14 protein-coding genes, 1 rRNA gene and 1 riboswitch are annotated in these 21,154 nt (G+C 52.1%); of the genes, 5 read left to right on the top strand and 10 right to left on the bottom strand.

All coding sequences use genetic code 11. From position 1 onward, the window contains the following. Nucleotides 1-46: 46 nt before the first annotated feature. The 3 genes from HV237_RS22835 to btuB form a co-directional block, all read right to left on the bottom strand. Nucleotides 47-1,588: ribosomal RNA gene (locus tag HV237_RS22835) — 16S ribosomal RNA — on the bottom strand. Between the two features lie 375 nt (nt 1,589-1,963). Then, complete coding sequence (gene murI, locus HV237_RS22840; protein WP_016157938.1) at nt 1,964-2,815, bottom strand: glutamate racemase; 852 nt, start codon at nt 2,813-2,815, stop codon at nt 1,964-1,966. Beyond that, nucleotides 2,760-4,616 carry a TonB-dependent vitamin B12 receptor BtuB gene (btuB, locus tag HV237_RS22845; RefSeq protein WP_046276417.1) on the bottom strand — a complete coding sequence of 619 codons (1,857 nt, stop codon included), beginning with the start codon at nt 4,614-4,616 and terminating at the stop codon, nt 2,760-2,762. Before btuB ends, murI begins: the two co-directional genes overlap by 56 nt. Before the next feature lie 64 nt (nt 4,617-4,680). Further along, nucleotides 4,681-4,868, bottom strand: a riboswitch (cobalamin riboswitch). A 115-nt stretch (nt 4,869-4,983) separates the two neighbouring features. Between btuB and trmA the strand changes: the two genes are divergently transcribed. Next, nucleotides 4,984-6,084, top strand: a complete 1,101-nt coding sequence (trmA, locus tag HV237_RS22850) for a tRNA (uridine(54)-C5)-methyltransferase TrmA (protein ID WP_181541636.1) — start codon at nt 4,984-4,986, stop codon at nt 6,082-6,084. A gap of 45 nt (nt 6,085-6,129) precedes the next feature. On the opposite strand, the gene HV237_RS22855 is transcribed toward trmA, so the two are convergent. Both HV237_RS22855 and fabR read right to left on the bottom strand, forming a co-directional pair. After that, on the bottom strand, nt 6,130-6,489 hold the full coding sequence (locus HV237_RS22855; protein WP_016155292.1) for a YijD family membrane protein: 360 nt from the start codon (nt 6,487-6,489) through the stop codon (nt 6,130-6,132). Nucleotides 6,490-6,504: 15 nt separating this feature from the next. Further along, on the bottom strand, nt 6,505-7,140 hold the full coding sequence (gene fabR / locus HV237_RS22860) for an HTH-type transcriptional repressor FabR (RefSeq protein ID WP_003028862.1): 636 nt from the start codon (nt 7,138-7,140) through the stop codon (nt 6,505-6,507). A gap of 191 nt (nt 7,141-7,331) precedes the next feature. On the opposite strand from fabR, the gene sthA reads away from it, so the two are divergent. After that, the gene (sthA, locus tag HV237_RS22865; protein WP_047357752.1) at nt 7,332-8,732 is read left to right on the top strand and encodes a Si-specific NAD(P)(+) transhydrogenase; all 1,401 of its coding nucleotides are present in this window, start codon (nt 7,332-7,334) and stop codon (nt 8,730-8,732) included. Here sthA and oxyR read toward each other — a convergent pair. Both oxyR and HV237_RS22875 read right to left on the bottom strand, forming a co-directional pair. Continuing rightward, entirely contained in the window at nt 8,715-9,632 is a 918-nt protein-coding gene (gene oxyR / locus HV237_RS22870; protein WP_003028858.1) for a DNA-binding transcriptional regulator OxyR, read from the bottom strand. The genes sthA and oxyR overlap by 18 nt on opposite strands. Before the next feature lie 394 nt (nt 9,633-10,026). Further along, entirely contained in the window at nt 10,027-11,058 is a 1,032-nt protein-coding gene (locus HV237_RS22875) for an IS630 family transposase (RefSeq protein ID WP_102595949.1), read from the bottom strand. A 154-nt stretch (nt 11,059-11,212) separates the two neighbouring features. On the opposite strand from HV237_RS22875, the gene HV237_RS22880 reads away from it, so the two are divergent. Then, entirely contained in the window at nt 11,213-13,384 is a 2,172-nt protein-coding gene (locus HV237_RS22880) for a ricin-type beta-trefoil lectin domain protein (protein ID WP_167593137.1), read from the top strand. A gap of 64 nt (nt 13,385-13,448) precedes the next feature. Here the strand turns inward: HV237_RS22880 and argH are convergent, their stop codons facing one another. From argH to argC, 3 genes are all read right to left on the bottom strand, one after another. After that, nucleotides 13,449-14,822, bottom strand: coding sequence for an argininosuccinate lyase (gene argH, locus HV237_RS22885; protein ID WP_046276416.1), 1,374 nt, complete (start codon nt 14,820-14,822; stop codon nt 13,449-13,451). Nucleotides 14,823-14,938: 116 nt separating this feature from the next. Continuing rightward, nucleotides 14,939-15,712: an acetylglutamate kinase gene (gene argB, locus HV237_RS22890; RefSeq protein ID WP_016155288.1), complete on the bottom strand. Its 774-nt coding sequence runs from the start codon at nt 15,710-15,712 to the stop codon at nt 14,939-14,941. Nucleotides 15,713-15,722: 10 nt separating this feature from the next. Next, nucleotides 15,723-16,727 (bottom strand): N-acetyl-gamma-glutamyl-phosphate reductase, encoded by a 1,005-nt coding sequence (argC, locus tag HV237_RS22895; protein ID WP_016155287.1) that lies wholly within the window; start codon nt 16,725-16,727, stop codon nt 15,723-15,725. A gap of 155 nt (nt 16,728-16,882) precedes the next feature. On the opposite strand from argC, the gene argE reads away from it, so the two are divergent. Together argE and ppc are read left to right on the top strand one after the other, a co-directional pair. Then, entirely contained in the window at nt 16,883-18,034 is a 1,152-nt protein-coding gene (gene argE, locus HV237_RS22900) for an acetylornithine deacetylase (protein WP_019077897.1), read from the top strand. A gap of 343 nt (nt 18,035-18,377) precedes the next feature. Continuing rightward, complete coding sequence (gene ppc, locus HV237_RS22905; RefSeq protein WP_016157932.1) at nt 18,378-21,029, top strand: phosphoenolpyruvate carboxylase; 2,652 nt, start codon at nt 18,378-18,380, stop codon at nt 21,027-21,029. Nucleotides 21,030-21,154: the final 125 nt, after the last annotated feature.

The following is a 21,154-nucleotide window of genomic DNA, read 5'->3' on the forward strand; positions in this document are numbered from 1 at the left end:
TCATCAGACAATCTGTGTGAGCACTACAAAGAACGTTTCTTTAAGGTAAGGAGGTGATCCAACCGCAGGTTCCCCTACGGTTACCTTGTTACGACTTCACCCCAGTCATGAATCACAAAGTGGTAAGCGCCCTCCCGAAGGTTAAGCTACCTACTTCTTTTGCAACCCACTCCCATGGTGTGACGGGCGGTGTGTACAAGGCCCGGGAACGTATTCACCGTGGCATTCTGATCCACGATTACTAGCGATTCCGACTTCATGGAGTCGAGTTGCAGACTCCAATCCGGACTACGACATACTTTATGAGGTCCGCTTGCTCTCGCGAGGTCGCTTCTCTTTGTATATGCCATTGTAGCACGTGTGTAGCCCTACTCGTAAGGGCCATGATGACTTGACGTCATCCCCACCTTCCTCCAGTTTATCACTGGCAGTCTCCTTTGAGTTCCCGACCGAATCGCTGGCAACAAAGGATAAGGGTTGCGCTCGTTGCGGGACTTAACCCAACATTTCACAACACGAGCTGACGACAGCCATGCAGCACCTGTCTCACGGTTCCCGAAGGCACCAAGGCATCTCTGCCAAGTTCCGTGGATGTCAAGAGTAGGTAAGGTTCTTCGCGTTGCATCGAATTAAACCACATGCTCCACCGCTTGTGCGGGCCCCCGTCAATTCATTTGAGTTTTAACCTTGCGGCCGTACTCCCCAGGCGGTCGACTTAACGCGTTAGCTCCGGAAGCCACGCCTCAAGGGCACAACCTCCAAGTCGACATCGTTTACGGCGTGGACTACCAGGGTATCTAATCCTGTTTGCTCCCCACGCTTTCGCACCTGAGCGTCAGTCTTTGTCCAGGGGGCCGCCTTCGCCACCGGTATTCCTCCAGATCTCTACGCATTTCACCGCTACACCTGGAATTCTACCCCCCTCTACAAGACTCTAGCCTGCCAGTTTCGGATGCAGTTCCCAGGTTGAGCCCGGGGATTTCACATCCGACTTGACAGACCGCCTGCGTGCGCTTTACGCCCAGTAATTCCGATTAACGCTTGCACCCTCCGTATTACCGCGGCTGCTGGCACGGAGTTAGCCGGTGCTTCTTCTGCGAGTAACGTCAATTGCTGCGGTTATTAACCACAACACCTTCCTCCTCGCTGAAAGTACTTTACAACCCGAAGGCCTTCTTCATACACGCGGCATGGCTGCATCAGGCTTGCGCCCATTGTGCAATATTCCCCACTGCTGCCTCCCGTAGGAGTCTGGACCGTGTCTCAGTTCCAGTGTGGCTGGTCATCCTCTCAGACCAGCTAGGGATCGTCGCCTAGGTGAGCCGTTACCCCACCTACTAGCTAATCCCATCTGGGCACATCCGATGGCAAGAGGCCCGAAGGTCCCCCTCTTTGGTCTTGCGACATTATGCGGTATTAGCTACCGTTTCCAGTAGTTATCCCCCTCCATCGGGCAGTTTCCCAGACATTACTCACCCGTCCGCCACTCGTCACCCAAGGAGCAAGCTCCTCTGTGCTACCGTTCGACTTGCATGTGTTAGGCCTGCCGCCAGCGTTCAATCTGAGCCATGATCAAACTCTTCAATTTAAGTTTGATGCTCGTGAATTAAACTTCGTAATGAATTACGTGTTCACTCAGAGACTTGGTATTCATTTTTCGTCTTGCGACGTTAAGAATCCGTATCTTCGAGTGCCCACACAGATTGTCTGATAAATTGTTAAAGAGCAGTTGCGACGCGCTTTAGCGCTCTGTCGCGAGGTCCCGTATATTACGTTTTCCTCATTCAGAGTCAAGCATTTATTTTTGCTTTTCTCTGCGAGATTCTCAGTGGAACCCCGCTGACCCGGCGGTTTGTAATCCGTTGTTCCGTGTCAGTGGAGGCGCATTATAGGGAGTTATTTCAGGCTGACAAGGGGAAATTTAAAATAATCTTCCGAGTGCCTACTTTTCCACCAAAACAGTCTAAACAGCCAGTTTTTCGAGCGTCTTAAAGCCATAACGCTGCAGCACGGGCAATAATTGTTCGGCTTCTGCCGTCATTGCCATGCAGAATGCGACATTCTCATCAGTTGATTTCGCGTCTGGCGCTTCATGTTCTAATAACCAGGCCGTACGACGCGCAATCGCGGCACCAGAATCTACTAGCCGCGTCCCCTCAGGCAGGACCTGTAAAAGTTCTTCCCGTAATAGAGGGAAATGGGTGCATCCGAGCACCACCGTGTCAGGTGGTTCCGACATCCGCAGCCAAGGGCGCAGGACACGACGCAGTTCTTCCAGAGAAACGGTTTCACCGTGCAGCTTCGCTTCCGCCAGTTCCACCAGTTCAGCGGAACCCAGCATCGCTATCTGACATTCGTTAGCAAACCGTGCAATCAACTCATGGGTATATGAACGCTTCACCGTTGCACGCGTAGCCAGCAGTCCCACCACACCATTCGCCGTGAGTCGCGCCGCCGGTTTAATAGCAGGCACCACGCCCACAACCGGAAAGGCAAATTTCTCACGTAATGCAGGGAGCGATACCGTGCTGGCTGTATTACACGCGATGACCGCAAGAGAGAGGGGATAGCGCTGCTGGACCGCAGTCACAATCTCAACAACACGTTCGACGATAAACTCCTCGCTCTTCTCTCCATAAGGAAAGGCGACGTTGTCGAAAGCGTATATATAGTGGAGATCCGGCAGAAGACGCCGGATCTCGTCATAGACCGACAACCCACCGACGCCGGAATCAAACACCAGCACAGTGGGGCGCGGATCAGAAAGTGTAGCTGCCAGACAAGGTGTATTCCCGTCCTGCAGTTGCGTAGCCATAAACTGTCTCGTAATCTTTATCGAACAGGTTGGCGATTTTACCACGAACTGTCAGCTGTGAGGTGATTGGATATGACACACCAAGATCCCACAGGCTAACCCCACCCATTTTTACATCTCTCTTATTGTCGTAGTCGTTATCGTAACGCTCGCCGAGGTACTGATACATTACATTCCAGCCGAGTTCAAAGATTTGCCCGGTCAGCTCATACTTTACCTGCTGCTTAGCACGGCGATAGAGAACCTTATTAGTTTCATCATCACGCGGATCGACATATTGCAGCGTCAGGTGGTGATCTACCGGACCAGTGGTGATATTTCCAGTCCACTCCAGACCTTTAATGGTGGCTGACTTCAGATTGACGTACTGGTTATCTTTATAATCGATCAGGTTTTGAACTTTATAATGATATGCAGAAAGACGCCAATCCAGCGGCCCGGTCAGTCCATCAATACCGGCCTCCCACTGCCTGGATTCTTCCGGCTTCAGATTTGGGTTGGCGGCAATGCCAGGCCCATAAGACGATGCAAAACGCGTCGCGCCATATTGCTGCCCAAGGGACGGCGCCAGGAAACCCGTGCCATAGGAGAGAGTCGCCCGATAGCCATCAACAAACTCCCAGCCCGCAGCGGTCTGCCATGTCCCATGCCAGCCGAACTGCTCATCATGATCTTCACGGCCAGAAGCTTCCAGCGTGACGCTATCGATTTGCTGCTGCCCGGTCAGGTAGAGTCCGGTGGTATCACGTTTGTAAGTATCGGCCTTCGTTGTACTGCTGGAGGTCAGCTTTTCCTGTTTCCAGTCAACCCCGCCGTTAACCGCCCCGTGCCCAACTTCAACACTATTACCCCACTGAATATAACGTTGCTCCATGTTATCCAGCGAGGCATCCCCCGCATACCGACCGAGCTCGTTGCTGTAGTTGTAATCTTTCAGGTGCTGATAATTGGCGATCAGCTGAGAAGAATAGATGCCAGAACTGTATTGCAGGCCAGTATCCCAGGATTGAGTGTAATTCTGAGCTTCATCATTGCCGCCAACATAGCCATATGAACCCTGATCGTAATCGCTATTCGCCGTATAGCCATAGCCGCGAAAGAACCCAGAGACGTTATCGTTAAACTTATGCTGTACGCCTCCCCAGAACAGCTTGTTGCGGTAGCCGTCCCGGTCACTGTCACCGCGATAGGGAGAGTCAGGCTGAATGTTAAAGCCCCTGGTCGTCTCATATGCCCCGGCAGCCGTTACGATCGTATCGCCAAACCTTTTATTTATGATGCCATCATAGGTCTGGTAACCATCCGTTCCCATACCGGCATTGATCTGCGATTTATCGTCATTGCTCATCGTAATGATATTGACGACGCCGCCAATCGCGCCGGAGCCGTACACCGCTGAACGCGGTCCGCGAATGTATTCAATGCGCTGCACCAACGATACCGGGAGCTGGCCAATATCAATAGCGTTACTAATGCCCGCCCGCGCCATCGGCACACCATCAATCAGTACCAGGACATGCCGCGCTTCGGTGCCGCGAACATACAGAGAGGAACTTTTTCCCATTCCGCCGCTCTGTGAGATATCTACCCCAGGAAGACGGCGCATCACGTCATTAAGATCTTTTGACTGCCAGCGCTGAATATCTTCGCGGGTAACAATATCCGTTGGCGCAAGCACGGTATTTACCGGTTGTTGAAAACGGTTAGCTGTAACGACAAGGGTATCCGGGCCTGAATCCTGCGCCCAACCAGAAAATGCCGTGACGGAGAGCGCCGTCAGCAGCGAAGCTTTTTTAATCATTGTAAAGCATCCACAATATAAGAAGGATGCCGCAGGTCCCACCGATAGTACGCGATGATGAAAGCCAGATGCGACGTTAGCCGGCAGGTCTTCGGGCTTGGAGGCAACTTAAAGAGATGATGACTTCCCACGGCAAGCCGCAGTGTCTGCACCAAGTGCGCTCATCTCCTACCTTCCTTACCGCTGCGCGTCAGCTCCAGATTCACACTGGATTCCCTTTTAACTCACAGGACCGGAAAACGGATGCTACAGTTTGTTACAACCTGGTGTCCAGACCGCGCATCACAATATCGGAAATCATCAATGACTGGACATCTGTTGAGCAATCCCTACAATCCCCGCGTACTTTTATTTTTCAGGACGCATCATGACCCCCGAACACCTTCCGACAGAACAGTACGACGCCCAGTTAGCTGAAAAAGTAGTGCGTCTGCAGAGCTTAATGACGCCATTTTATGCACAGGCTCCGGAAGTGTTTCGCTCGCCGGTCAGCCACTACCGTATGCGCGCGGAATTTCGTCTGTGGCATGACGGGGATGATCTGTACCACATCATGTTCGACAGCCAGACCAAAAGCCGTATCCGCGTCGACAGTTTCCCGGCGGCCAGCGAGCTTATCAACACGCTGATGACGGCAATGATCGACGGTGTTCGCAACAACCACGTCCTGCGCTACAAACTGTTCCAGATTGATTACCTCACTACCCTGAGCGATCAGGCGGTGGTATCGATGCTGTACCATAAAAAGCTGGATGATGAATGGCGTCAGGAAGCTGAAGCGCTGCGGGATGCGTTACGGGCGCAAAACCTGAACGTGCATCTGATTGGCCGGGCAACCAAAACCAAAATCGAGCTGGACCAGGATTACATTGACGAACGCTTGCCGGTTGCGGGTAAAGAGATTATCTACCGCCAGGTTGAGAACAGCTTCACCCAGCCGAATGCCGCCATGAATATTCAGATGCTGGAATGGGCGATTGATGTCACCAGGGGATCAAAAGGCGACCTGCTTGAGCTGTACTGCGGCAATGGCAATTTCTCGTTAGCCCTCGCACAAAACTTCAACCGCGTGCTGGCCACTGAAATCGCTAAACCGTCCGTGGCTGCTGCGCAATACAACATTGCGGCTAACCATATTGATAACGTACAAATTATCCGCATGGCGGCCGAAGAGTTTACTCAGGCGATGAACGGGGTTCGTGAGTTCAACCGTTTGCAGGGAATCGATCTGAAGAGTTACCAGTGTGAAACCATTTTCGTTGACCCACCGCGCAGCGGTCTGGACAGCGAAACAGAGAAAATGGTGCAGGCGTACCCGCGAATTCTGTACATCTCCTGTAACCCGGAGACATTGTGTAAGAACCTGGAAACGTTAAGCCAGACGCACAATGTTTCACGCCTGGCTCTGTTCGATCAGTTCCCGTATACGCACCATATGGAGTGCGGAGTATTACTGACCGCCAGGTAAATGATGTCCTGGCCGGGGGCGCTTCGCTTGCCCGGCCTACAAATATTACTCCACGATTTCCTGTCTACGGTTACGCACTTTAAAGCCGATCCAGAACACCAGAATCACAGACAGAACCGCTGGGAAGAAGTTTGAGCCAATATCCGGATATTCAGCGCGCACCACAGTGCTGTACAACAGAACGCCGAGAATAAAACAGGCGGCGGCCAGGCCCGGTAACCCCACAGGCATCGTACGATTTTGATAGCGTTGATGCAGACAATAAACCGTCAGCACCAGCGAAATAATTGGGAATACTGAGAATGGCACAATGGAGCTAAACAGCGCCGCAAATGTGCCATTGATCGATAAGCCAGCAACCAGCGCCAGCAGCAGCGTACCTTTATCTTGACCTGACTGTTTCATTGCTCGTCCTTCTCGTTACTCGGAGTGATGCGTCATCTTCTCTTGTTCACGGCGGTACCAATAAAATGCGCCCTTCGCGATCATGCGCAGTTGCAATACCAGCCGTTCTTCCAGCTGTCGACGCTGCTCGGCGCCAACATCCAGTGCTTCTGCCCCGGCGCTGAACACAATGGTGACCATGGCTTCGGCCTGCGCTTCAGTAAACGCACGAGGCATATGGTTTTCGAGTTCGAGATAGTCCGCAAGTTCCGCAATGAAGTGCTGAATTTCACGAGCGACCGCTGCGCGAAACGCTGCGGAGGTTCCCGAACGCTCGCGCAATAATAAACGGAAGGCGTTGGGATTGTTGCCGATGAACTCCATAAATGTTGAGACCGAGGTGCGGATCACACTCCCGCCCTTCGCGATACGCTGACGCGCCTGACGCATCAACTGACGCAGCATCAAACCACTCTCATCCACCATCGTCAGGCCGAGTTCATCCACATCGCGGAAATGGCGATAAAACGAGGTTGGCGCAATGCCCGCTTCACGAGCGACTTCGCGTAAACTGAGGCTGGCAAAACTACGCTCAGCGCTGAGTTGACTAAATGCGGCTTCTACCAGCGAACGCCGGGTTTTTTCTTTTTGTTGCGCTCTAACGCCCATCACGATGTCTGAATCCTTCCACATACCTTGCTGGCACTATACCAGAGATTAGGCGGTTGGCATGGCTTTGTGAATGATTGTTTACGCGCAGTTTGTGCTTCGAGTTCGCAAAAAAGCACAACGATAATTGGGTTATCCCGACAACGATGTTACTATTCTGTTGCTTTTATGTATAAGAACAGGTAAGCCTGACCATGTCACATTCCTACGATTACGATGCAATAGTAATAGGTTCCGGTCCCGGCGGCGAAGGCGCTGCAATGGGTCTGGTTAAGCAAGGAGCGCGCGTCGCGGTGATTGAGCGCTATCATAACGTCGGCGGAGGCTGTACCCACTGGGGGACCATCCCGTCGAAAGCCCTCCGCCACGCCGTCAGCCGTATTATTGAATTCAATCAGAACCCACTTTACAGCGACCACTCCCGACTCCTTCGTTCTTCTTTCGCCGATATTCTCAACCACGCTGATAACGTTATTAATCAGCAAACGCGTATGCGGCAAGGGTTTTACGAGCGCAACCACTGTGAAATTTTGCAGGGAAATGCCCGTTTTGTTGATGAACACACACTCGCCCTTGAATGCCACGACGGCACGGTGGAAACGCTGACCGCGGATAAGTTCATCATCGCCTGTGGTTCACGCCCCTATCATCCGGTAGATGTCGACTTTTCCCATCCCCGGGTTTATGACAGCGACTCTATCCTGAGCCTGCACCATGAACCCCGCCATGTTTTGATTTATGGCGCGGGAGTAATTGGCTGCGAATATGCGTCGATCTTCCGTGGAATGGACGTCAAAGTCGATTTAATCAACACTCGCGATCGCCTGCTTGCGTTCCTCGATCAAGAGATGTCCGACTCGCTCTCTTACCACTTCTGGAACAGCGGTGTGGTCATTCGCCACAACGAAGAGTACGAGAAGATTGAAGGTTGCGATGACGGCGTCATCATGCATCTGAAATCCGGTAAGAAACTGAAAGCCGACTGCCTGTTGTACGCCAATGGCCGTACCGGGAATACCGATTCGCTGGCGCTGGAAAATATTGGGCTGAAAACCGACAGCCGCGGACAGTTGAAGGTCAACAGCATGTACCAGACGGCGCTGCCGCACGTGTATGCCGTAGGAGATGTGATCGGCTATCCGAGTCTGGCATCGGCGGCCTACGATCAGGGACGCATTGCCGCCCAGGCATTGGTAAAAGGCGAAGCTACCGCGCATCTGATCGAAGATATCCCGACCGGAATTTATACCATTCCGGAAATCAGCTCCGTCGGGAAAAACGAGCAGCAGCTCACGGCCATGAAAGTTCCATACGAGGTTGGCCGCGCCCAGTTTAAACATCTGGCACGTGCGCAAATCGTGGGTATGAGTGTCGGAACGCTGAAGATCCTGTTCCATCGCGAAACGAAAGAGATTCTGGGGATCCACTGCTTTGGGGAACGCGCGGCCGAAATTATTCACATCGGTCAGGCGATAATGGAGCAAAAAGGTGGTGGTAACACCATCGAATACTTCGTTAACACCACCTTTAACTACCCAACCATGGCGGAAGCCTATCGGGTAGCAGCGCTAAATGGCTTAAACCGCCTGTTTTAACGCACTGTCGAAATGGCCATCCATTGACCCACGGATGGCCTCTGCCAGCTGTTCATAACGGCTGCGCAGCGGCGAACCTGGACGATACACCAGGCCAATCGTACGGCGCGGTTCAGGCTTGATGCAGGGCAGATAGACAACGCCATCACGCTTACGCTCCGGCGGCACGGCCAGCGCAGGCAGTAAGGTAATACCGCTGCCTGCCGCCACCATGTTACGCAGCGTTTCCAGACTGGTCGCCCGGAAATGGGTATCCTCATCAGCACCCGCTTCAAAGCAGAAGCCCATCGCCTGATCGCGCAGGCAGTGGCCATCCTCTAGCATCAGCAGTTTCTCACCCGCCAGATCGGACATCGGCACACAGTCGCGGTTTGCCCATGGGTGATCTTCATAGATCGCCAGCAGCATAGGCTCATCAAATAACGGTACTTCGATGAACGCCTCACTCTCTTTCACCAGCGCCAGAATGACGCAGTCGAGCTTACCGCTATCCAGTTGCGCCAACAGCTGATGCGTCTGCGCCTCATGGAGATACATTTCCAGTTTTGGGAAGGTCTGGTGCAACATAGGAATAATATGCGGCAGCAGGTATGGCCCCACCGTTGGGATCAAACCAATATGCAGCGGTCCAGACATTGTCTCGCCTTGTTGGCTTGCCATCTCCTTGAGCACTTTGACCTCGCGCAGCACGGTGCGCGCCTGATCCACCAGCAGTAAACCTGCCTGAGTGAACAGCACTTTGCGACTCGTACGCTCCAGCAGCATGACGCCAAGCTCATCTTCCAGCTTGCGGATCTGTCCGCTCAGCGTTGGCTGACTAACGTGACAGGAGTCTGCCGCTCGTCGGAAGTGACGATGTTCGGCTAGCGCCACCAGGTATTCAAGATCACGAATATTCATTATTCATCCTCCATCGCCACGATAGTTCGTAGCGATAGGTAGAATAGCAACGAACGATTATCCCTATCAAGCTTTCTGTTTAATAATGCACCACAGAAACGGAACGGTACCCCTTTAACCCTTGAAGCTACTGTCCGTTTTGAGAGTTTCTCTCATACTCGAAATAACTAAAGCCAACGTGAACTTTTGCGGACCTTGAGTCCGCATTTTTTTTGCGCCCGCGCGAATACATTCAAAAAAATATATACAAAATATAAATTAGATATTTCCATTCGATTATTTAAATTAAAATCATATTAAATTAAAATAATCAAAAACATTTTGTATCATTTATATATTTGACGCCCTATCAGGTTCATAAATAATAACCGCGCGATATTCAATATATACCGAATCAACTTGAAGATGCAGGCTTGAGAACCTGAAAATTATCATTAATTCGAGATGCCAAAGAGCCTGCGATCTCTGGAAGAGTCACAGTAAAAAATTGGTCTATTGCCGCCTTGAAGTCCCGTTTACTTTTGAAGTAAACGTTGTTCCTCGACTTCTCATTCATTACTTTCCAAAGCCGCTCTATTGGATTGAGGTTTGGGCTGTAAGGTGGAAGATAATGCAGCTCGATATTAAGGACAAATGCCGCATCTCTGACTAAGTCACTACGGTGATATCCCGCACCATCTAAAATGATATGAAGCTTATGAGCTAACGGATAACTCTCTCTTAACTTACAGAAAAAGCGAACTATCGTTTCACTGTTAATGCTCTCATAATCATCAATAATAGTAGCTCCGATATCTGACAGGTTCAGTGCGCCAAGAATGTTCAATCGACTGCGATTTCCCGTTGTTTCAATCACTTTATCTTGACCAGTTCGTATCCAGCCATGAGATATTTTTGTTGATAGGGTTGGGTGAACAGCATCGATAAAGACTATCGATTCATCCTCGTCACAACTTGCCTTTAGCGCTTCGTAAGCATCTATGAAAGCTTGTTGTTTTGCTTCATCAAACTTATGTGGAACGCCTTTCGGTTGCTTGTAGCTAAAACCGTTATGGTGAAGCCATTTGTTCATACCAGAGACAGTGTAATCAAGTCCAAAAGTCTCTTTAACGTAGGCGACAATTTGATGAGTATGAGGATAGGTTCTCTCAGTCAAATGCTCGATTAGGTGCATGGTTTGAGTTGCAGAAAGCTTGCTTTGACTTCCGCCATTTTCAGGCTTAAGTTTTTCAGAAAGAACGTAGTCGCTAAGGTGACGTGCAACGGTGGATTCATGAATCCGAAGAGCTTGTGAAATCATGGTCTGACTCCAGCCTTCAGAAGCCAGCAAAACAGCCTTAATACGGTCGCAAACTCGACTATCACGTTCAATATCGTGCATTTGTTCGAGTTGCAGTTTCTGTTGAGGAGTCAGTGTAATTTTCATGGTTCGTAGCATGATCCTGATTCTAAAAAAAATCAAGCATCTTCAATGATCACGGGTATATGGCAAATCGCAAGAACACTCGTTTCTTCGCCACTCTAATTATTTAGAGTACATTCACCCATATTTTTCTAATATTTATCGAATGGAATCTTTTATGAAACTCAATACTATTTCGCGATATTTTCTCGCGGCAGGTCTGATGTCGTGCGCCGCAAACGCATTCGCTCTGGAAGCCTGGAGCGGTCAGGCAGGTGGAAACACCATTGAAGTTATTTTTGACAGTAAAGTTTATAGTAACCGCTGGTATGTAAATGCCGATAATTGCCCACAGGGCGCGTCAGCTGAAAACTGGGATAATCCGTGGAGTTATGTGCGCGATGCCACAAAAGCGGAAATCGATCAATATGGCAACCCAACCACTTGTGAATCCGGGAGCGCCACGCCTGTTGCCCACGACGCATTCAGCGCAGAAAAAGATTATGCCAAAGATGATATTGTCGCTTATAAGGATGTGACATATGAAGCGTCCAGGCCCATTCCGGCTTATTCCTTCACCCCAGGTGCCGACAATCCGTGGAAACTCTATACGCCAGTATCCGACTGGCGTTCCAGCCAGGTTTACAACAAAGGGGATGAGGTCAAAGTTGACGGACAGTCTTATGAAGCACTGTACTATACCGTTGGCGATAACCCTTCTATTGCAGGTAACCAGAATCCGACCGGCACCAATGGCCGTCCGTGGAAACCATTAGGTCCAACGGTCGAATTCACCCAGGAACAATTTAATAATGCCCCACAGATCAACTCCATTGCGCTTTACGAACCTGGCAAACTGGCGGTGTATAAAGGAACGCCTTATGTCGCCCAGACGAAAGTCAAAGGCGTTATGCCGTATGATAAAAACCCATGGGCGATTTATACCAACTGGGCTGGCACCAAAGAACGCGTAGGGACGCCGAAGAATCCATGGCCTGCCCACGTTTATGCACCATACGTCGACTTTAGCCTGAACAGCATTCCGGATCTGGCGAAACTGGCGAAAGAGCAAAACATTACCCACTTCACCATGGCGTTTGTCGTCGCGAAAAGTGGCGAGCAGTGCATCCCAACCTGGGGTACGGCCTATAATCTGCAGGATTACTCACAGTACAGCAAAATAAAAGCGCTGCGTGAAGCCGGTGGCGATGTGATGGTTTCCATTGGCGGAGCGAATAACTCCCCGCTGGCGGCTGCCTGTAAGAATGTGAAAGATCTGCAAAAACTCTACTACGACATTGTTGATAACCTGAACCTGAACGTGCTGGATTTTGACATCGAAGGCACATGGGTGGCCGATCAGGATTCCATCGATCGCCGCAACCAGGCAGTAAAAGAGGTTCAGGCTCAGTGGAAAGAGGAAGGTCGCAAAGTCGGGATCTGGTACACCCTGCCAATTCTGCCGACCGGTCTGACGGCTGAAGGTCTGTATGTGCTGGAAAATGCGCGCCATGTCGGCGTTGAGCTGGCTGGTATTAACGTAATGACCATGGACTACGGTAATGCCATCTGCCAGTCAGACGGTACCGAAGGGCAGAACATCCACGGTAAATGCGCCACGTCCGCCATCGACAACATGTTCACCCAGTTGAAAAAAATCTGGCCAGAGAAATCTGACAAAGAGATCAACGCCATGATGGGCACCACCACGATGATCGGTTACAACGATGTACAGGGCGAAGTGTTCTATCTGTCCGATGCGAAACTGGTGATGGACGACGCGAAAAAACGCAACCTCGGCATGATTGGCGCGTGGTCAATTGCACGCGATCAGCCGGGCGTGGCGAAGCAGGTCAGCCCGGAGCACAGCGGTATGACCGCACAGCAGGCACCGATGTACGCATACAGCCAGGTATTTGCGCCGTTTACTCACGCAGATGAAAAAGAGGTCGTCACCGGTGTTTATAAATCACGGAAAAACAACCTCTGCCTGGATGTCAAAAACGGTCAAATCCGGAATGGCGATCGTTTGTTCACCTATGCTTGCTCCGGCTCCAACAACCAGACCTTTAAATTTGATGCCCGTGAACGTCTGGTAATTGGCAATAGCCAGAGCTGCCTGGATATTCAAAACGGTTATAATGTTGAAGGCAGAAATATTATTTCTTACACCTGCCACACCCCGACTGATACCAACAAAAATCAGACATGGACCTGGCAAAACAACAAGTTCGTCTCACAGAAGGAAGGCACGCAACGTTGTATGACGGTGGGTAACGACGGTTATGTCACCTTAAGTACCTGCACCGACAATAACGTCGCCCAGGAATTTGAGATTTATCGTCCGTAAACTGCTATCCAGGATAGAAACATAACAAGGCCATCCTTCGGGATGGCCTCTTTTATTACCGACGTTAAATCAGACGCGCCTTCGCGTAGTCGATCGCCTGCGCCACCTGCTGTGGCGACACGCCGCCTTTCGCCGCACGTTTATCCAGGCACGATTGCAACGAGAGGATCGGATAAACGTCATCGCCAATCACCTGACTGAACTTTTGTAAGTCAGCAAGCGACAGCGCTTCCAGCGGTTTGCCCTGACGAATCGCCTCGACCACCGTCTCACCCACAATATGGTGTGCTTCGCGGAACGGGACGCCTTTTGCTACCAGATAATCCGCCAACTCGGTGGCGTTAGCATAACCCTGCTGCGCCGCTTCCTGACAACGCGGACGTTTCACCTGAATGCCATCCAGCACCAGCGCAGCCATATGCAGACAGTCCAGCCAGGTGTCGAGCGCATCGAACAGCCCTTCTTTGTCTTCCTGCATATCTTTATTGTATGCCAACGGGAGACCTTTTAAGGTCATCATCATGCCGGTCAGCGCACCCTGCACGCGACCGCATTTGCCACGGATCAGCTCCAGCGCATCCGGGTTTTTCTTCTGCGGCATCAGAGATGAACCCGAAGTTACACGATCGGACAGCTCGACAAAGCCCGCTTCGCCGGTATTAAAGAAAATCAGGTCTTCAGCAAAACGCGACAGGTGCACCATGCCGATAGAAGCGTTGGAGAGTAACTCCAGCACGTGGTCACGGTCAGAAACACTGTCCAGACTGTTACGCGTCGCCGAGGCAAAGCCCAGCCAACCGGCCAGCTGCTCGCGATCGATTTCATACGCCGTACCCGCCAGCGCGCCGCAGCCCAGTGGACTGACGTCCAGACGCTTGAGCGAATCCTGCAGACGGCTCTCGTCACGCGCCAACATTTCGACATAGGCCAGACACCAATGAGCAAACGTCACCGGCTGCGCACGTTGCAGGTGGGTGTAACCCGGCATGACGGCGTCCTGGTTATTCTCTGCCGTCACCACCAGCGCACTTTGCAGCTGACGGTTGGCCGACAGTAATTCAATAACCGTGTCTTTACACCACAGTTTAAGATCGGTCGCGACCTGGTCATTACGGCTACGTCCGGTATGCAGTTTTTTACCAAGCTGGCCGACTTTATCAATCAGCTTACCTTCCACCCAGCTATGAATATCTTCGGCATCGCTTTGCAGGATCTGCTGCGGATTAACGCGAACCTCTTCCAGCAGAGTGTTCAGCGCCTCTTCCAATTGCAGTTGTTCATCGGCAGTCAGTACGCCGACCGTTACCAGCGCTTTAGACCAGGCCACAGAGCCGACAATATCCTGTTCTGCCAGGCGGTAGTCAAAACGCAACGAGTCGTTGAACTGTTTGAACCGCTGATCTGCTGCCTGTGTAAAACGCCCACCCCAAAGTGCCATAACTTGCTTCCTTAATATCTTGAATTTCAACGCCGGATGGCGCTTAGCTTATCCGGCGTACAGGTTCGGTTCACGTAGGCCCGATAAGGCATAACCGCCATCGGGTACAAAATAGTTTACGCTAAAATCCGCGTGCCAATTGGCATGCCGTTAAACAGCGCCGGCAGTTGCTCGGCATGACGCCAGGAGGCAATATCCACAGGGCGGCCCAGCGTGCGCGCGGCATCCAGCGCCGCATTGACCTTCACGATCATGCCGTCAGTAATAATACCTTGTTCAATCAGTTGTTCCGCTTTCGCGGCGGTCATTTCGGCAATACGCTGGCCTTTACCATCCAGAATACCGCTTACGTCAGAGAGCAGGATCAAATCCGCACCCAGCGTTGCCGCCAGCGCCGTTGCCGCCTGATCGGCATTAACGTTCATCAGCAGTCCGTCTTCAGTAACGCCAATGGAGCTAACTACCGGCAGAAAACCGCCTTCCAGCAGTGTGTTAATCAGCTTAGGCGAACCCGGCTGCGCCAGTCCAACATGACCCAGCGCTTTATCGAGCGGCGTCACTTTTACGCTATCGCCATCACCAAGATACAGACCCACGGATGCGATGTGGTGCTTTTTCGCCCAGGCCAGTAAGGTTTTATTCGCTGTTCCCGCCAGGGCGCCGGTAATAATGTCAATTTGATCGGCTGGCGTGACGCGCAGACCATTTTTCTTTTTCACCGGCAGGTTCAGCTGCTTCATAAGATCGTCAACCACGCAGCCGCCACCGTGCACAATGACCAGCGGTCGCTGATGTGACTCACGATAATTCACCAGTGCGGTAAACAGACGCTCCAGCGCCTCTTCGCTATCCAGTAAAACGCCGCCCAGCTTGATAATTAATGGATTCATCGTTGCACCCTTAAATAAGAGACTGCGTTTCAGCAAAGCCAAAACGAATATTTGCGCACTGCATCGCCTGTGCCGCCGCGCCTTTCAATAAGTTGTCTTCAGTTGCCACCACGATCAGGTGCTCACCCTGTACGGCAAACCCGATATCACAGAACGGTAAGCCAACCACGTTCTTCAGCGCCGGAACGCCTTTGTCATACAGACGCACCAGTGGCTTATCGCCATACGCCTGTTGCAACGTTTGAGCCACCTGCGCATGGGTTACGCCCGCTTGCAAACGGCAGGTGATGGTTTCCAGAATTCCGCGCGGGAAGTTGCCCAGATGCGGGGTGAAGATCACCTCCGCACCAAGGTGAGTAGCGATTTCCGGCTGATGGCGATGGGTAAACACGCCATACGGCTGCAGGCTCACCTCACAAAAGCTGTTGGAAATAGCCGCCTTACGTCCCGCGCCGCTCACGCCGCTGGTGGCGTTAATTACGGGCCACTGGCTGAGATCCAGCAGCCCGGCATCAATCAGTGGTTTCAGCGACAGCTGTGCCGCCGTCGGGTAGCAACCCGGCACGGCAATCAGATTCGCGTCTTTCAGTTGGTCTGCGCTCCACTCCGCCAGTCCATAAACCGCCTGCTCCAGCAGGTCGGGATGCTGATGGGTAAAGCCGTAATATTTTTCATAGAACGCGCCGTCGTTTACGCGAAACGCGCCCGAGAGGTCAAACACCACGCATCCTGCCTGCAAAAACTGCGGGGCCAGGTCATGGCTCACCTCATGCGCCGTTGCGAGGAACACAACGTCCACCCCTGCGCTAAACTCGCTGATATCTGACATTGGCTGTAACGGTAAATCGACAATGCCTTTCAACTGCGGATGCAAATCGGAGATTAATTTTCCTGCATCATTGCTTTGCGCTGAGACGGTCAAAGCGGTTATGGTCATATCAGGATGGCGATTTACATAGGTCACAAGCTCTGCGCCGGCATAGCCACTGGCGCCCACAATCAGCGTATTCAACATCGGGGCTGCTCACCTTCTTAGATTCTGTTGCCAGATATAAGCCTTTATCACCTCACCTTACACTTGGTGGGTTTTATTACGCTCAACGTTAATGTATTTTTATTCATAAATACTGCATGAATATTGATACTATCATGACCCGAGGTGTGTCAACAATGAAAAACAATTTACCGCCATTTATCGAGATATACCGCGCTCTGATTGCCATGCCGTCGATTAGCGCCACCGAAGAAGCGCTCGACCAAAGTAATGCAGGTTTAATCACTCTGCTGGCGGGCTGGTTCAAAGATTTAGGCTTTAATGTGGAGGTCCAGCCGGTTCCCGACACGCGCAATAAATTCAATATGCTGGCAAGCATTGGACAGGGAGCCGGTGGTTTGTTGTTGGCGGGCCATACCGATACCGTCCCCTTTGACGACGGACGCTGGACGCGCGATCCGTTCACCCTGACCGAGCATGACAATAAGCTCTACGGTTTGGGTACGGCAGATATGAAAGGCTTCTTCGCCTTTATCCTCGACGCGCTGCGTGACGTCGACGTCACTCAACTGAAAAAGCCCCTGTACATTCTGGCCACTGCCGATGAAGAGACCAGCATGGCGGGAGCGCGTTATTTCTCTGAAACCACCGCTTTACGCCCGGACTGCGCGATCATTGGCGAACCCACTTCTCTACAACCGGTCCGCGCGCACAAAGGTCATATCTCTAATGCGATTCGCATTTTGGGACAATCGGGTCACTCGAGCGATCCGGCTCGTGGCGTGAATGCCATTGAACTGATGCATGATGCCATCGGCCATATCATGAATCTGCGCGATGACCTGAAAGAGCGCTATCACCATGATGCTTTTACCGTCCCGTATCCGACATTAAATTTGGGTCACATCCACGGCGGCGACGCCGCCAACCGAATCTGCGCCTGTTGCGAGCTGCATATGGATATTCGCCCACTGCCCGGCATGACGCTTAACGATCTCAATGGCTTACTTAACGACGCGCTGACCCCGGTCAGCGAGCGCTGGCCGGGCCGCCTGACGGTGTCGGAGCTGCATCCGCCAATTCCAGGCTATGAGTGCCCACCGGATCATCAACTGGTACAAGTGGTTGAGAAACTGCTGGGCGCACAGACAGAAGTGGTGAACTACTGCACCGAAGCGCCGTTTATCCAGACGCTTTGCCCGACGCTGGTGTTAGGGCCTGGCTCCATTAACCAGGCGCATCAGCCGGATGAGTATCTGGAAACTCGTTTTATTAAGCCAACCCGCGAATTGATCACCCAGGTTGTGCATCATTTCTGCTGGCATTAACCGCTTATCGCCTCGCTAACCCTTTAGTGGTAAGCGAGGTAATTTATTAACATTTCCATAAGCAAAGCTTATTTGATTCGATGTGAATTAAATAACGTAAATTCCCGTCATTTTTTCGTTTGCTGAACCGATTTCGCAGCAATTGACGTCACGACTTTTACGTGGCTTTATAAAAGACGGCTAACATACAAAGTCCGATAGATTTCGTGTCACAGCAAGGCGGCAAGCGAGCTCATACAAGGAGCTTACATAAGTAAGTGACCAGATGGGCAAGCGCAGCCAACGCCGATGTCGCGCGAAAGATACAGGACGCATAAATTAAAGATGGGGTGTCTGGGTTAATATGAACGAACAATATTCCGCGTTGCGTAGTAATGTCAGTATGCTCGGCAAAGTGCTGGGGGAGACCATCAAGGATGCGCTGGGAGAGAACATTCTTGACCGCGTAGAAACAATCCGTAAGTTGTCCAAATCATCCCGCGCCGGCAATGAAGTCAATCGCCAGGAGCTGCTCACTACGCTGCAAAACCTGTCTAACGACGAGCTGCTGCCGGTTGCCCGCGCGTTTAGCCAGTTTCTGAACCTGGCCAACACCGCCGAGCAGTACCACAGCATTTCGCCAAAAGGCGAAGCAGCCAGCAACCCGGAAGTGATTGCTCGCACTCTGCGTAAACTGAAAGAACAGCCCAACCTCGATGAAGCCACCATCAAAAAAGCCGTCGAATCTCTCTCCCTGGAGCTGGTTCTCACTGCCCACCCGACCGAGATCACCCGCCGTACGCTGATCCATAAAATGGGTGAAGTGAACGCCTGTCTCAAGCAACTTGATAACAAAGACCTCGTCGATTACGAGCGCCATCAGCTGATGCGCCGTCTGCGCCAGTTGATTGCCCAGTCCTGGCATACGGATGAAATCCGCAAGCTGCGCCCAAGCCCGGTTGATGAAGCCAAATGGGGCTTCGCGGTGGTTGAAAATAGCCTGTGGGAAGGCGTACCAAATTATCTGCGCGAGCTGAACGAACAACTGGAAGAGCATCTGGGCTATAAGCTGCCCGTTGATTTTGTCCCGGTTCGCTTTACCTCCTGGATGGGCGGCGACCGCGATGGCAACCCGAACGTAACGGCGGATATCACCCGTCACGTGCTGCTACTCAGCCGCTGGAAAGCGACCGATCTATTCCTGAAAGACATTCAGTTTCTGATTTCTGAGCTGTCGATGGTGGATGCCACACCGGAACTGTTGGCGCTGGTGGGCGAAGAAGGCGCAGCAGAACCTTATCGTTATCTGATGAAAACCCTGCGTTCACGTCTGATGGCAACCCAGGCCTGGCTGGAAGCCCGTCTGAAAGGCGAGAAATTACCGAAACCTGCGGGACTTCTCACCCAAAACGAACAGCTCTGGGACCCGCTATATGCGTGCTATCAGTCTCTGCAGGCCTGTGGCATGGGCATTATCGCCAATGGCGAACTGCTCGACACCCTACGCCGCGTGAAATGTTTCGGCGTACCGCTGGTACGTATTGATATTCGTCAGGAAAGCACCCGTCACACTGAAGCCCTTGGCGAACTGACCCGTTATCTGGGCATTGGCGACTACGAAAACTGGTCGGAAGCGGATAAACAGGCTTTCCTGATCCGCGAGCTGAACTCCAAGCGTCCGCTGCTCCCACGTAACTGGGAGCCGAGCAACGACACCCGCGAAGTGCTCGACACCTGCCGGGTCATTGCTGAAGCCCCGTATGGCTCTATTGCCGCCTATGTTATCTCAATGGCGAAAACGCCATCGGATGTACTGGCCGTACATCTGCTGCTGAAAGAGGCCGGTATCGGTTTTGCTATGCCGGTTGCCCCGTTGTTTGAAACGCTGGACGACCTCAACAACGCCGATGACGTCATGTCCCAGCTCCTGAACATTGACTGGTACCGTGGCTTTATTCAGGGCAAACAGATGGTCATGATTGGCTACTCTGACTCCGCAAAAGATGCAGGCGTGATGGCGGCCTCCTGGGCGCAATATCAGGCGCAGGACGCGTTGATCAAAACCTGCGAAAAAGCCGGTATCGAACTGACGCTGTTCCACGGTCGCGGTGGCTCCATTGGTCGCGGCGGCGCGCCTGCGCATGCGGCGCTGCTTTCTCAACCACCAGGCAGCCTGAAAGGCGGTCTGCGCGTGACAGAACAAGGGGAGATGATCCGCTTTAAGTACGGCCTGCCGGAAGTGACCATCAGCAGCCTGTCGCTGTATACCGCAGCAATTCTGGAGGCCAACCTGTTACCGCCGCCAGAGCCGAAAGATAACTGGCGTCATATCATGGATGAGCTTTCCGATATTTCCTGTGAGCTCTATCGTGGATATGTACGTGAAAACAAAGACTTCGTCCCTTACTTCCGCTCCGCAACGCCAGAGCAGGAACTGGGTAAATTACCGCTCGGCTCACGTCCGGCAAAACGTCGCCCAACCGGCGGGGTAGAGTCTCTGCGCGCCATTCCGTGGATTTTTGCCTGGACGCAGAACCGCCTGATGCTCCCAGCATGGCTGGGTGCAGGCACCGCACTGCAAAAAGTGGTTGAAGACGGTAAGCAAAGCGAACTCGAAGCAATGTGCCGCGACTGGCCATTCTTCTCCACACGTCTTGGCATGCTGGAAATGGTTTTCGCCAAAGCAGACCTGTGGCTGGCAGAATACTACGATCAGCGCCTGGTCAAAAAAGAGCTGTGGCCGCTGGGTGAAGAGCTGCGTCAGCGCCTGGAAGCCGATATCGATGTCGTGCTGGCGATTGCCAACGACTCACATTTGATGGCCGACCTGCCGTGGATTGCCGAGTCCATTCAGTTAAGAAATATTTATACTGACCCGCTGAATGTCTTACAGGCTGAGCTGTTACACCGCTCACGCCTGGCGGAAGAGCAAGGCAATGCACCGGATCCGCGCGTTGAACAAGCGCTGATGGTGACAATCGCTGGTGTCGCAGCCGGCATGCGTAATACAGGCTAACGTCCCCCCTCGTCGCCTTCGTGCTATTGTACGAAGGCGACAACAAAAACTGCTGTCATAACCGCTTCTTTTTCAATATATTCCCGCCTGAATATATTCACATTGTGAATATATCAACAGCAAAA

It is taken from the genome of Citrobacter sp. RHBSTW-00570, from assembly GCF_013739755.1.
Lineage (GTDB): Bacteria > Pseudomonadota > Gammaproteobacteria > Enterobacterales > Enterobacteriaceae > Citrobacter > Citrobacter braakii.

Bases quoted from the DNA above. Each gene is read 5' to 3' on its own strand.
- murI (WP_016157938.1), bottom strand. From the start codon at position 2,815: ATGGCTACGCAACTGCAGGACGGGAATACACCTTGTCTGGCAGCTACA.
- btuB (WP_046276417.1), bottom strand. From the start codon at position 4,616: ATGATTAAAAAAGCTTCGCTGCTGACGGCGCTCTCCGTCACGGCATTT.
- trmA (WP_181541636.1), top strand. From the start codon at position 4,984: ATGACCCCCGAACACCTTCCGACAGAACAGTACGACGCCCAGTTAGCT.
- HV237_RS22855 (WP_016155292.1), bottom strand. From the start codon at position 6,489: ATGAAACAGTCAGGTCAAGATAAAGGTACGCTGCTGCTGGCGCTGGTT.
- sthA (WP_047357752.1), top strand. From the start codon at position 7,332: ATGTCACATTCCTACGATTACGATGCAATAGTAATAGGTTCCGGTCCC.
- oxyR (WP_003028858.1), bottom strand. From the start codon at position 9,632: ATGAATATTCGTGATCTTGAATACCTGGTGGCGCTAGCCGAACATCGT.
- HV237_RS22875 (WP_102595949.1), bottom strand. From the start codon at position 11,058: ATGAAAATTACACTGACTCCTCAACAGAAACTGCAACTCGAACAAATG.
- HV237_RS22880 (WP_167593137.1), top strand. From the start codon at position 11,213: ATGAAACTCAATACTATTTCGCGATATTTTCTCGCGGCAGGTCTGATG.
- argH (WP_046276416.1), bottom strand. From the start codon at position 14,822: ATGGCACTTTGGGGTGGGCGTTTTACACAGGCAGCAGATCAGCGGTTC.
- argB (WP_016155288.1), bottom strand. From the start codon at position 15,712: ATGAATCCATTAATTATCAAGCTGGGCGGCGTTTTACTGGATAGCGAA.
- argC (WP_016155287.1), bottom strand. From the start codon at position 16,727: ATGTTGAATACGCTGATTGTGGGCGCCAGTGGCTATGCCGGCGCAGAG.
- argE (WP_019077897.1), top strand. From the start codon at position 16,883: ATGAAAAACAATTTACCGCCATTTATCGAGATATACCGCGCTCTGATT.
- ppc (WP_016157932.1), top strand. From the start codon at position 18,378: ATGAACGAACAATATTCCGCGTTGCGTAGTAATGTCAGTATGCTCGGC.